The organism is Pseudarthrobacter cellobiosi, from assembly GCF_023913755.1.
In the GTDB taxonomy this organism is placed as follows: Bacteria; Actinomycetota; Actinomycetes; order Actinomycetales; family Micrococcaceae; genus Arthrobacter; species Arthrobacter cellobiosi.
In genome coordinates this window covers 157,079-169,795 of sequence record NZ_JAMXBJ010000048.1, presented here as the reverse complement: position 1 = coordinate 169,795, position 12,717 = coordinate 157,079, and the positions used below count along the sequence as shown (strand labels likewise).

The following is a 12,717-nucleotide window of genomic DNA, read 5'->3' as shown; positions in this document are numbered from 1 at the left end:
GTAAGTCCTCAATTCTCGAAAAGGCTGTTCGCGCTGGTATGGATGTCAGGCGCCCGGCCATGGAAATCCGGCGGCCGTCCGATCGGGACGTCGCCGGGGTGCCGGTTAACCCGTCCGGCGGGCCATTCACGATCGTAGCCGCTGCGGGCCGAGGCAGCGGAATCTCCTGAGACCTGCGCCACACCGGCTGGCGGAATTCCGGGGTGCCTGGCCGCGTTGTACAAGATATTCACCCGACTCCTTGAAAGGACGAACGCCGTGCTTGAACGGATTTCCGGTTCCCTGCTGGACCCCGATGCGCTCTATGCGAGCAACATCGAGCTGTTCCACAGCCCGGCGCTCCGCGGGCTGAACCTGGTGATGGGTTTCACCGGCTTTGCCGATGCCGGCCACGTGGTGAAGCAGATCAATGCGGAGTTCCTGGATACCCTCGACGCCGAGACGGTGGCTGTGTTCGACGCCGACCAGCTCATCGACTACCGGTCGCGGAGGCCCCACATCTCCTTCGTGGAGGATCATCTTCAGGACTATCAGCAGCCGAAGCTGGCGCTGTACAAGCTGACGGACGGGCTCGGCAGCCCCTTCCTGCTGCTGGCCGGCTTTGAACCTGACCTTCAATGGGAGCGGTTCGCGCGCGCCGTCGTCGGCATTGTGGAAAAGCTGGACGTGAACCTCGTGACCTGGATCCACTCCATTCCCATGCCGGTGCCGCACACTCGCCCAGTGGGTGTGACCGTCCACGGCAACCGTCCGGAACTGATCGAGGGCATTTCGGTCTGGAAGCCCACGGTTGACGTTCCGGCGGCCGTGGGCCATATCCTGGAGCTGCGGCTGATGGAAGCTGAGCGCAATGTTGCCGGCTACGTGATCCACGTTCCGCACTACCTTGCTGAGGCGGAATACCCGCCAGCCGCTGTAGCCGGACTTGAATTCCTGGGTGCCGCGACGTCCCTGATGTTGCCTGCGGACCGGCTGCGCGAAGCGGGCCGGGAAGTGGGCCGCCAGATCGCCGAGCAGGTGGCCGCCTCGGAAGATGTGCAGCAGGTGGTCACCCGGCTGGAGGAACGTTACGACGAGAAGGCCGAAGGCACCGTCCGGCGCTCGCTCCTGGCCGATGAAAATGACGAACTGCCCAACGGGGACGAGCTGGGCGCGGCCGTGGAGGCCTACCTGGCCCGCGAGAACCCGCACCCGTAGCCCGCCCCACGGCGTCCGCCTGGCAGACGCCTGCCCTGGTCCGGGCAGCAGCCCGGCATAATGAGGGGGTGACTGCACCCCGAGCCTGGCTGATCTGGACCATCGGCATCTTCGCCTACCTTGTGGCCGTCTCGCAGCGTACGTCATTCGGTGTGGTGGGACTTGAGGCCACCGAGCGGTTCCATGCCGGCGCGTCCGCCATCTCATTTTTCACGGTGCTGCAGCTGCTGGTCTACGCAGGCCTGCAGATCCCCGTAGGCCTCCTGGTGGACAGGTTCGGCTCGCGCGCCATGATCGCCGGCGGAGCCGTCCTGATGGGTCTTGGCCAGCTCCAGTTGGCCTTCGCCGACACCATCCCCGGCGGTGTGGCGGGGCGGATTCTGGTGGGCGCCGGGGACGCCATGACCTTTATTTCCGTGATCCGCCTGATTCCCTTGTGGTTCGCGCCGGCCCGGGTTCCCCTGGTCACCCAGCTGACGGGCATGTCGGGCCAGCTCGGGCAGCTTTTCAGTGTGCTTCCCTTCGCGTTCGTCCTGCATTCCTTCGGCTGGACCCCCGGTTTCCTGATGCTCGCGGGCATGGCGGGCGTGGCGGTTGTCCTGGTGCTGGTGCTGTTGAAGGACCACCCGCCCGGTGCACCCGCGCCGCAGGCGCAGCAGGGGTTGAAAGCCACGGGCGCCTCGCTCGCGCGGGCCTGGCGCCAGCCGGGTACCCGGCTGGGGATGTGGAGCCACTTCACCATCCAGTTCAGCGGCACCGTCTTCGCCATGACCTGGGGATATCCGTTCCTGATCTCGGGGCAGGGCATGGATGCCGCAACCGTGGCCGGCCTGATGACCTTGTACGTTGCGGCGGCGATGGCCGTGGGCCCTTTCATTGGACAGTTTGTTTCCCGTCACCCGCTTCGGCGGTCAACGATGGTGCTGCTCATCGCCGGCGCCACGGCCGCTGCCTGGGCCGCGGTGCTGCTGACGCCTGGCCGCTCCCCGCTGTGGCTGCTGGCGTGCCTGGTGGTAGTCCTGGCCATCGGGGGGCCGGGATCGATGATCGGGTTTGATTTCGCGCGGACGTTCAATCCGGCGCACAGGATCGGTACCGCAACGGGCATCGTGAATGTGGGCGGCTTCATCGCGGCCCTTGTGGCCATCTTCCTGATTGGCCTGGTGCTGGACGTCCTGCTTGCCAGCGGCTATTCCGAGGGCGTCCTGTACGGGCTCGAACCGTTCCGGATCGCACTCAGCGTACAGTTCCTGCTGCTGGGCTTTGGCGCCGCCATGACGCTTGTTTGCCGGCGCAAAGTACGGCGACAGATGGCCGCGCAGGGTGTTGTGGTGGCGCCGCTGCTTCGGGCCATGGCGCAGCAGCGGCGGGTGAGCCTGGCACAGCGGCGTCAGCGCGACCGCGCGGGCAAAGACTGACACTTGTCCTCCACATCGGCCCTCCTGGGGCGGTTGTTGACATAGCGGAAGTTGCCACTTCAGCCCCGCCGGTGGTTCGCCAAAGCTGGAATCATGAAACCTTCAGAACACCTGACCGTCCGAGGCCCTGAAGACATCCTCGGGTTCATTCCGCATTCCCTGGGCTACTGGCCTGCCGACAGCCTGGTTGCGATGACCCTGCAGGGGAACCGGCTGGGAGCAACCCTGAGGCTGGATCTTCCAGGCCCGGAAACCCTCGCGGACCCGCGGGAGTACGCGCGCACGGTGCGCGATTATCTTCTGGCTGACGAGAATGCCGACGCCGCCTTGCTGGCATGCTTCACCAACGACGGCTGGATGGAACCACCTGGAACCTACCGCGGGCTATTGGATGCACTCCAGACGGTCCTAGGGGCCGCGGGGATGCCGGTGCGGGACGCCTGGTATGTCGGTAACTCCTTCTGGCGTGATGCTTTTTGCACCGATCCGTCCTGCTGCCCCTCACCGGGCCGGTCTGTTCAGGCGATCCGGGACAGCATGATTAATGCCGAGATGGTCTTCCGCGGCAGCAGCGTCGGGCCCGCGCCGGAGGACGGCGCGCACACTCCGCCCTCGCTTTCCGGCGAGGACAGGGCCGCCGTCCTTGCCTCTGAGGCCACGTGGGCGGCGCAGTTGGACCGGCGACGGGGGAGCAGGGAACAGTTCGGCCAGCTGATGGTCCAGTGGGAGGCCTTGCTGGCCAACGTGCCTGGTCAGCCTCTGCCCGTCAATGACGTTGCCTTCCTTCGCGCGTCGCTCCGGGTCCCCGCCTGGCGTGACGCCGTCCTGGTGATGGCCGCCGCCGGTCAGGCGGCTGCCTTGGCGGGGGCCGAGATGTTCGGCATCTTCGACGCGGGCTGCATCCTGGATCCGGCGGGGCCCGCACTCCCGGGGCCCTTACCATCCGGACTTCCAGCGTCGGGAGCCGGACTGCCAGGACGGGAGCCTGCCGGACCGGATACCAAAGGCATGCCGGGCATTCCAGGATATGGCGAAGTCCTGTTGGGACTGGACCCGGTGGTTCCTGCATGGCACACCCTTAACAGCCTGGACGAAGTGCTGGAACAGCTGTCGGCGTGCGGCGGGCAGGCCGGTGCAGCCGCGCTGACCGGGCGTGGGTGGATCGCGTGGTGCAGGGGGAGGGGCTCCTACGCTGCTGCGTACCTCGGCTGCGCCCTTGACGAGGAGCCAGGCTACCGGCTCGCCGAACTCATGCTTGAGCTGGTGCGGCGCGGCACCCTTTGCGGCTGGGCTGCACGGAAGGAGGCCGCCTGGCGGAAATTCGAACCGGATTCCGCCTGACCGGATTCCGCATGACCGGTTTGGATGGGGGCAGCCTTGAGGTCGGGTTTGGGAAAACCGTGAGACAATGGTTGCCGAGACCCGGTTGGGTCCGTGAATCAAGTGCATGTGGTGAAGCCCAGTCGGGAACATTACAGCCGCCCCGGCAGTTCTACTTATAGAATCTGCCGGCCGTGGTTGCACCTGATATTCATCACGGACTTGACAGGGTCATAGTGGTGTTGCCCGTATGGTGATTCCACAGACCGCCGCTAGAAAGGTTTTCTGTGACCCCGTCTTCCGCGAAGAAGGAACCCGCCGCCCAGGACGATTTGTCCCCTGAGGCGAAGCAGGCTGCAACGAACGCCAAGCGAGCAGCGACGCGGGCAGCCAACAAAGCCATCAAGGATGCCGCCGGTGACACCGGTTTGGACGGCAAGCCTGAGCCCAAGAAGCGCGGGCCCAAGCCCGGCGCCAAAGCCGCTGCCGAAGCAGCCGGAAAATCAGCCCGCGGCGCATCGGACGATGATGAGGACGTAGAGGAAGACCTCGACGACATCAACATCGCGGATGACAGCGAGATCAACGCCGCTAAGGCCGCATCAGCAGCCACGGGCAAGGGTTTTGTCTACTCGGATGCCGATGATGACGATGCCCCTGTCCAGCAGGTGATGTCGGCCGGCGCCACGGCTGACCCTGTCAAGGACTACCTCAAGCAGATCGGTAAGGTTGCGCTGCTCAATGCCGAGCAGGAAGTTGACCTCGCGCTCCGGATCGAAGCCGGACTCTTCGCCGAAGAGAAAATCAATGCCGACGACGGCTCGATGGACCCCAAGTTCAAACGTGAACTTGAGTTCGTCATCCACGACGGCAAGCGCGCCAAGAACCACCTGCTCGAAGCCAACCTCCGCCTGGTGGTCTCGCTGGCCAAGCGCTACACCGGCCGCGGCATGCTGTTCCTGGACCTTATCCAGGAAGGCAACCTGGGCCTGATCCGCGCTGTCGAGAAGTTCGACTACACCAAGGGCTTCAAGTTCTCCACGTACGCCACGTGGTGGATCCGCCAGGCCATTACCCGCGCCATGGCGGACCAGGCCCGCACCATCCGCATCCCGGTGCACATGGTTGAAGTCATCAACAAGCTGGCCCGCGTGCAGCGCCAGATGCTACAGGACCTGGGCCGCGAACCCACACCCGAAGAGCTGGCCCTCGAACTGGACATGACTCCGGAGAAGGTCGTGGAGGTCCAGAAGTACGGCCGCGAACCGATCTCCCTGCATACCCCGCTGGGTGAAGACGGTGACTCCGAGTTCGGTGACCTCATCGAGGATTCCGAGGCCGTGGTTCCCGCCGATGCCGTGAGCTTCACGCTCCTGCAGGAACAGCTGCACTCCGTCCTCGACACCCTGTCCGAGCGCGAAGCCGGCGTGGTGGCCATGCGTTTCGGCCTGACCGACGGCCAGCCGAAGACTTTAGACGAAATTGGCAAGGTCTACGGTGTTACGCGTGAGCGCATCCGCCAGATCGAATCCAAGACCATGTCCAAGCTCCGCCACCCGTCACGGTCGCAGGTGCTGCGGGACTACCTGGACTAGATCAGGACTGAGGCAGCGCGGGTCCCCTTCCGCCCAACATCTTCGGATCGATGGATGTGAAGGGGGCCCGCGTTTTCCTGTCTGGGCTGCATGAACAAATTCATGACAAAGAAGAGGACCCCTCCGGCTGGAGGGGTCCTCTTCGAGGTGTATCAGGCCGTGGTGCGCCTGGTCAGTCGACGGCCACGGGAGCCTTCTCGTGAAGCCTGCCCGTCTCGTCGTGCCAGTCGGAGCTCAACGGCCTCAGCGTAGCCTCGATGGCACGGGCATGGTGGCCGCAGAACAGCAGCTCACCGCCGGAGGACTCGAGTACAACGCGGACATATGCCTGAGCTCCGCAGCGATCGCACCGGTCCAGTGCGTTGAGTGTGCGGTCTGCCACTGCTGTTGTCATGTCGGCCTCCTAAGTAGATCTGTATGTCTATATAACCAGTATTCGTACCAGTCGCATCGCAAGGACGGGTCAAGTTCGCTGTCCGCGTAGCCACAAGAATCGATCAAGCCTCCGGTTTCGGTCACGGAAGGATAACGAGTGGCGTTGCCCACAGCCGTGGGAAGTGTGGCAGCCCTCCGTCAGCTGCCGCGCCGACTAAACTTGATGGAGCGCCCGCAGCGCCAGCTGTTCCGTCACTGAAGGAGTTCACAACCCGTGGCACCAAGTTCTGATTACACCGCCCGGCACCTTTCTGTCCTGGAGGGCCTCGAGGCCGTCCGCAAGCGCCCCGGCATGTACATCGGTTCCACCGATTCGCGCGGGCTGATGCACTGCCTGTGGGAGATTATCGACAACTCGGTGGACGAAGCGCTTGCCGGATTTGGGCACGACATCAAGATCATCCTGCACGCGGACAACTCGGTGGAAATTCACGACGACGGCCGCGGCATCCCCGTGGACGTGGAACCCAAGACGGGGCTCACCGGCGTCGAGGTGGTCTTCACCAAGCTCCATGCGGGCGGCAAGTTCGGCGGCGGGTCCTATACGGCCTCCGGCGGCCTGCACGGCGTGGGCGCCTCCGTGGTGAACGCCCTGTCCGCGCGCCTGGACGTTGAAGTGGACCGCGGCAGCAAGACCTACAAAATGTCGTTCCGCCGCGGCGAGCCTGGGCGCTTCAAGGACCAGGGATCCAAGCTGGACCCGTCGGCAGTGTTTGCGCCGTTTGTGGACGGCTCGGTGCTGGATGTGGTGGGCAAGGCGAAGCGTGGTGTGACCGGGACCCGGATCCGCTATTGGGCGGACCGCCAGATTTTCACGCCGGACGCCAAGTTCTCCTACGACGAACTGGCCGCACGGGCGCGACAGACGTCCTTCCTGGTACCGGGACTCAAGCTCACCGTCCGCGATGAGCGCAGGCTGCCCGGAACTCCCGGTGAGGCAGCAGGCCACGAAGAGGTGTTCCACCACGACGGCGGCCTGTCCGAGTTCGTCGAGTTCCTCGCCGCCGATCCCGCCGTGACCGACGTCTGGCGGCTGCACGGTTCAGGCAAATTCAAGGAAACCGTGCCGGTACTCGACGAACGGGGCCACAGCCAGCTCGCCGAGGTTGAACGTGACTGTGAAGTGGACGTGGCTCTCCGGTGGGGCATCGGCTATGACAGCACCGTCCGCAGCTTCGTCAACATCATTGCCACGCCCAAAGGCGGAACCCACCAGTCGGGCTTCGAACAGGCGCTGGTCAAGACGTTCCGGAAAGCAGTGGAGGCCAACGCCCGCAAGCTGAAAGCCGGCAACGACAAGATCGAGAAGGATGACATCTTCGCCGGCCTGACGGCTGTCCTGACGGTCCGGTTGGCCGAACCGCAGTTCGAGGGCCAGACGAAGGAAATCCTGGGCACCTCCGCCGTCCGCGCCATCGTCTCGAAGGTGGTGGAGCAGGAGATCACCGCAAAGCTGAATTCAGCCAACCGGAACGACAAAGCCCACTCCGCGCTGCTCCTGGAAAAAATCGTCAGCGAGATGAAGTCCAGGATTTCCGCGCGGGTGCACAAGGAAACCCAGCGGCGCAAGAATGCCCTGGAAACCTCGTCCATGCCCACCAAGCTTGCCGACTGCCGGACGGACGACGTCGACCGTTCCGAACTCTTCATCGTGGAAGGCGACTCCGCACTGGGAACCGCCAAGCTGGCGCGGTCCTCGGACTTCCAGGCGCTGCTGCCCATCCGGGGCAAGATCCTGAACGTGCAGAAGGCGTCCGTGGGGGACATGCTGTCCAACACGGAGTGCGCTGCGCTGATCCAGGTGGTGGGTGCGGGATCCGGACGCAGCTTCGATATCAACGCGGCCCGCTATGGCAAAGTCATTCTGATGACCGACGCCGACGTCGACGGCGCCCACATCCGGACGCTGCTGCTGACACTCTTCTTCCGGTACATGCGCCCCATGATCGACGCCGGAAGGGTTTATGCTGCCGTGCCGCCGCTGCACCGGGTGGAGGTCATCAACGCCGGGCAGAAAGCCAACGACATGATCTACACCTACTCGGAGGCGGAACTCCACGTGCTCCTGGCCCGGCTGGCCAAGGAAGGCAAGCGCTACAAGGAACCGATCCAGCGGTACAAGGGCCTGGGCGAGATGGACGCCGGACAGCTTGCCGAGACCACCATGGACCCGCGGCACCGGACGCTGCGCAAGGTGGGGATCGAGAACGCCAAGCATGCGGAAGACACGTTCGACCTGCTGATGGGGTCCGATGTTGCCCCCCGCAAAGACTTCATCATCGCCGGCGCCTCCAGCCTGGACCGGGAGCGGATCGACGCCTGATGTCCGGAGCGGCACAGCCCTGTGATGGCTAGGCCGGCGTCGGCACAGCCCATGCCGGGTTTAGTCCACGGCGTCGGTTCAGTCCAGAAGGCCCGGCACGATCAGCAGGGCGGTGGGCACGGCCAGGAGCAGGGCGGAGCCGGCAAGCACCATCCCGCGGGCGGCGGCAGGCAGCTGCGGCTCAGGGGACAGCAGCCGGCTGACCCGGGAGATAGTGGTCCGGGCAGAACCTGAGACGGCGCCTGTGGGCGACTCAAGCCCGTCTAGGGCAAGGCCGGGGTGCGCGGACGGTATGGCGGCGGCCGCGATGCTTCCCGCCATCCCCGCCCCAATCCCTGCCGTCATACCTCCGGTAGGTCCGCTGGCAACAATGGCGATCGCCTTGATGAGCGTGGCCTTGCTTTCCGTCTTCAGCGCGACGTCGTCCGCCAGCATTTCGATGAGCGAGTTCACCGCCTCCTGAGCGAGGCGGGTGGTGGGCAGCCAGGGGAGCGCCTGGCGCCACGCGGCAAACGCCCAGAGCAGGAGATGGTGGCGCTGGTTGAGGTGGGCATTCTCGTGGCTCAGGACGGCCCGCAACTCAGCCGGCTCCAGCGCGGCCATCAGGCCGTCCGAGAGCACCGTGACGGAGCGGGCCCCGCCGGGCAGGCAATAGGCGACGGGTGAATCGTGGCTGATGACCACCGTGCGGGCCGCGTCGACGGACGGGGCGGCCAACAGGGCCAGGAGTTCCCGGTGCCTACGCCGCTGCCGTTCGATCTTGTAGTAGGTCAGCAAGAGGGTGAAGACCAGGTGGGCGGTGAGCAGCGCCGCGGCGGACAGGGCGAACAGATGCCAGAAGCCCAAGGCCGTGGTGGGCGCGTTGAAGAGGACCATATCCGCCAGCCCGCGAAGCCCGGAGATGAGGTTGTCACCGATCGGTTCAAGCCCGTAGACCAGCATGGCGCCGATCATGGACAGCCCGCCCGCAAGTGCTATTGCCTGCCACAGCAGCATGGCCGTGAACGGTGACCGGGCAGGCCACGAGGCACGGGAAAGCAGGATAGGCACTGGCCACGCCAGGACTACCGCGAGGACCGCCAGCAGGTACGAGGTCCAGAACATGGTCCGCTAGATGTGGCCAAGCAGTTTGCGCAGTGTTTCCGCTTCACTGTTCGTCACGGAGCCGATGAACCGTGCCAGCACGGCTTCCCGGTCAGGCGCTGAGCCCAGCACTTCGTGCATCAGCTCCGCCGTGTGGTCTTCCCTGCTGGAAACGGCCTGGTAGCGGTGCGGCCGCGTACCGCGTTCCCGCTCCACAAGGCCCTTCTTCTCAAGCCGTGAGAGGACGGTCAGGACCGTGGTGACGGCGAGCTCCTTGCCCTCATGCCCGGCAGCATCCCCTTTTGCCTCGGTGGTTGTTGCCAGTCTGTCGCGCAGGGTATTCGCGGTGGCTGCTTCGTGGCCCGCCCAAAGCAGATCCATCACTGCCCGTTCCAGTTCGCCAAGACTTGCCATTGCAATACTTCCTTCGATTTCCCCGCACCGGGCCGTGGACGGCTGCGGTGACTGCACTTTGCGCTACAGATACAAAACAAATTTACCTGTTTTTCGCCTGAGTTTCTACGTACGGTAGAACACTGGGCGCGCCGCGGCCTTGTGGGAGCCACTTCCAGGTGGAACTGTTGGTTTACAGTGCCCGCCGCATTGTTCTACACTCTGTAGAAGTCAAAGTTCTACGTATCGTAGAAAAGTTGCACCGCCAACCCGAGGGACTGCTGTGGAAGCTCTGGAAATCGCACGCTGGCAATTCGGCATCACCACCGTCTACCACTTCATGATGGTGCCCCTCACCATCGGACTGGGCCTGGTGGTGGCCGTGATGCAGACGCTCTGGCACCGCACCGGCAAGGTGGAATACCTCCGGATGACCAAGTTCTGGGGCAAGCTCTTCCTGATCAACTTCATCATGGGCGTGGCCACCGGCATTGTGCAGGAGTTCCAGTTCGGCATGGCCTGGAGCGAGTACAGCCGCTTCGTTGGAGACGTGTTCGGAGCGCCGCTGGCCTTGGAGTCGCTGCTGGCCTTCTTTGTTGAGTCCACATTCCTGGGCTTGTGGATCTTCGGCTGGAAGCAGCTGAAGCCGGCCATCCACCTGGCCTGCCTCTGGGTGGCCGTAGTGGGATCGGTGTTCTCCGCGTACTTCATAATCGTGGCCAACAGCTGGATGCAGCATCCGGTGGGCGCGGAGATTATTGACGGCCGGCCGGTCATGACGGACGCCTGGGCCGTGTTCACCAACAACACCGCCCTGGTGGCCTTTCCGCACACCCTGATGGGAGCGCTGGCCGTTGCCGGCGGTTTCCTCCTGGGCATCGCGTGGTACCATCTCTGGCGCAGGCGCACGGACGGCATCGATACCATCGGTGCCGACGGGAAGGTGATTCCCGGCGAAGCCGCCATCCCCGGCCGGGACCGGACCGATTACAAAGTGTGGATCCGCTCGTTGCGGATCGGCGCCGTCGTCGCCATGATCTCGTTCGCCGGCACCGCCCTGACTGGCGACCTGCAGGGCAAACTCATGTTTGAGCAGCAACCCATGAAGATGGCCGCGGCGGAGGGTGCCTGCCATGACGGCACCGGCTTTTCCGTGCTCAGCGTCGGGAACCTTGGCTCCAAGAACTGCGATGAGATTGTAGCCCTGATCGAGGTTCCGGGCATCCTCTCCTTCCTGGCCAATGGCGACTTCACCACGGAGGTCAGGGGCGTCAACGGACTCCTGGACCAGTACAAGGCCGACTACGGAACCCACCTGCCGGACAACCCGATCTACGGCGAGCGGGCTGGCCAGGAAATCGAGTACGTCCCGGTTATGGAAGTCACCTACTGGGGCTTCCGGATGATGATCGGCTTCGGTGGCCTTGCGGCGCTGGCGGCGCTCATCGCGCTGTGGGTGACGCGGAAGGGCACCGTGCCCGCGTCCCGTTGGCTGATGTGCCTGGCGGTGTTCGGCATCCTTGCCCCGTTCGGCGCCAACGCGGCCGGCTGGATCTTCACCGAGATGGGCCGGCAGCCGTTTGTGGTGGCCCCCAACCCGGACCTGAACGGCATCGACCAGGTGTTTATGTTCACCGCGGCCGCAGTCTCGCCCGGAGTCTCGGCCGGTGAGCTGCTGACGTCATTGATCGTCCTGACCGCCGTCTACGCCGCACTGCTGGTGGTTGAGGTCAAGCTCCTGGTCAAGTTCATCCGGGGCGGTGTTGTATCCGCGATGCCGGAACTTGCCCACACCCCGGCCGACGAAAACGGGGACGCCAACAAGGGCCACGGCACTGGCAAGCCCGCCGACGACGTCCTGGCATTCGCCTACTAAGAAGAGCAGAGGATACTCGAGCATGGAACTGCTGCCCACCATCTGGTTCATCGTCATCGCGGTGCTTTGGACCGGCTACCTCTTCCTTGAAGGCTTTGACCTCGGCGTGGGAATGCTGATGAAGCTGTTCGCGCGGAACAACACCGAGCGCCGGGTGCTGCTGAACACCGTCGGCCCGGTCTGGGACGGCAACGAGGTCTGGCTGATCACGGCCGGGGCCGCAACGTTTGCGGCATTCCCGCTGTGGTACGCCTCGCTGTTTTCCGCCCTCTACCTCCCGCTCCTGGTGGTGCTGGTTGCCCTCATCTTCCGTGCCGTGGCGTTCGAATACCGTGGCAAGGGTGACACCGACAAGTGGCGGGCGCGCTGGGACTGGGCCATAGCCCTCGGCTCCTTCTTTGCCGCCTTCGGCGTCGGCGCCGCCCTGGCCCTGACCACTACCGGCCTCCCGCTGAACGCGAACGGTGACCGCGTAGGCGGTCCGTTCGCCTGGTTCAGCGGTTACGCCGTGCTGGGCGGGCTGGCCGTGGTGGGGTTCTCCTTGCTGCACGCGCTTGCGTTCCTCGCATTGAAGACCGACGGCGATGTGCGCCACCGCGCGCGCCGCTGGTTCGTCCGGCTGCTTCCGGTCCTGTTGCTCCCTCTGGCGGGCTGGGCACTCATCATCCAGTTCCTGGACGGCAAGCCGTGGACTTGGGCCGCCGTGATCGTGGCCGTCAATGCCGCAGCAGCCGCGTGGTTCCTGGCGCGGCGGGGATCCGAAGGCAGGGCGTTTATGGCGATGGGGGTCTTCCTCCTCCTCGGCAGCGCGTCAATCTTCGGTGCCGCGTTCCCGGTGGTGCTGCCCTCCACCCTGGACCCTGCGTTTGACCTCACCATCGACAACGCGTCGTCATCCGATTACACGCTCGGGCTCATGAGCGTGGTGGCAGCCGTTGGCCTGCCCCTCGTGATCACCTACCAGGCGTGGACCTACTGGGTGTTCCGGCGCCGGGTCAGCGCGTCCCAGATCCCCGCGGCCCACAGCTTCCTGCCAGCCATTGCCGTCCGGGCATTCACCACGAAGGGCTGACCGGC

At 64.7% G+C, this 12,717-nt stretch carries 11 protein-coding genes; 7 read left to right on the top strand and 4 right to left on the bottom strand.

The window, feature by feature from the left end:
- Positions 1-8: 8 nt before the first annotated feature.
- The gene (locus NG696_RS15375) at positions 9-233 is read right to left on the bottom strand and encodes a hypothetical protein (RefSeq protein WP_252569231.1); all 225 of its coding nucleotides are present in this window, start codon (positions 231-233) and stop codon (positions 9-11) included.
- A gap of 25 nt (positions 234-258) precedes the next feature.
- On the opposite strand from NG696_RS15375, the gene NG696_RS15370 reads away from it, so the two are divergent.
- From NG696_RS15370 to NG696_RS15355, 4 genes are all read left to right on the top strand, one after another.
- Positions 259-1,197, top strand: a complete 939-nt coding sequence (locus NG696_RS15370; protein WP_252569229.1) for a proteasome assembly chaperone family protein — start codon at positions 259-261, stop codon at positions 1,195-1,197.
- A gap of 68 nt (positions 1,198-1,265) precedes the next feature.
- Positions 1,266-2,615: an MFS transporter gene (locus NG696_RS15365; protein WP_252569227.1), complete on the top strand. Its 1,350-nt coding sequence runs from the start codon at positions 1,266-1,268 to the stop codon at positions 2,613-2,615.
- A 93-nt stretch (positions 2,616-2,708) separates the two neighbouring features.
- Entirely contained in the window at positions 2,709-3,956 is a 1,248-nt protein-coding gene (locus NG696_RS15360) for a DUF4192 domain-containing protein (protein WP_252576079.1), read from the top strand.
- Positions 3,957-4,222: 266 nt separating this feature from the next.
- Positions 4,223-5,530 carry an RNA polymerase sigma factor gene (locus NG696_RS15355; RefSeq protein WP_252569222.1) on the top strand — a complete coding sequence of 436 codons (1,308 nt, stop codon included), beginning with the start codon at positions 4,223-4,225 and terminating at the stop codon, positions 5,528-5,530.
- Positions 5,531-5,702: 172 nt separating this feature from the next.
- Here the strand turns inward: NG696_RS15355 and NG696_RS15350 are convergent, their stop codons facing one another.
- Positions 5,703-5,924 (bottom strand): DUF7455 domain-containing protein, encoded by a 222-nt coding sequence (locus NG696_RS15350; protein WP_160670061.1) that lies wholly within the window; start codon positions 5,922-5,924, stop codon positions 5,703-5,705.
- Positions 5,925-6,179: 255 nt separating this feature from the next.
- Between NG696_RS15350 and NG696_RS15345 the strand changes: the two genes are divergently transcribed.
- On the top strand, positions 6,180-8,288 hold the full coding sequence (locus tag NG696_RS15345; protein WP_252576078.1) for a DNA gyrase/topoisomerase IV subunit B: 2,109 nt from the start codon (positions 6,180-6,182) through the stop codon (positions 8,286-8,288).
- A 78-nt stretch (positions 8,289-8,366) separates the two neighbouring features.
- Here the strand turns inward: NG696_RS15345 and NG696_RS15340 are convergent, their stop codons facing one another.
- Together NG696_RS15340 and NG696_RS15335 are read right to left on the bottom strand one after the other, a co-directional pair.
- Positions 8,367-9,392: a M56 family metallopeptidase gene (locus NG696_RS15340; RefSeq protein ID WP_252576077.1), complete on the bottom strand. Its 1,026-nt coding sequence runs from the start codon at positions 9,390-9,392 to the stop codon at positions 8,367-8,369.
- Between the two features lie 6 nt (positions 9,393-9,398).
- Positions 9,399-9,785: a BlaI/MecI/CopY family transcriptional regulator gene (locus NG696_RS15335; RefSeq protein WP_252569215.1), complete on the bottom strand. Its 387-nt coding sequence runs from the start codon at positions 9,783-9,785 to the stop codon at positions 9,399-9,401.
- A 262-nt stretch (positions 9,786-10,047) separates the two neighbouring features.
- Here NG696_RS15335 and NG696_RS15330 point away from each other — a divergent pair, with 262 nt between their 5' ends.
- Both NG696_RS15330 and cydB read left to right on the top strand, forming a co-directional pair.
- On the top strand, positions 10,048-11,640 hold the full coding sequence (locus NG696_RS15330) for a cytochrome ubiquinol oxidase subunit I (protein WP_252576076.1): 1,593 nt from the start codon (positions 10,048-10,050) through the stop codon (positions 11,638-11,640).
- A 22-nt stretch (positions 11,641-11,662) separates the two neighbouring features.
- Positions 11,663-12,712 (top strand): cytochrome d ubiquinol oxidase subunit II, encoded by a 1,050-nt coding sequence (cydB, locus tag NG696_RS15325; protein ID WP_252569211.1) that lies wholly within the window; start codon positions 11,663-11,665, stop codon positions 12,710-12,712.
- The last annotated feature ends 5 nt before the right edge of the window (positions 12,713-12,717 follow it).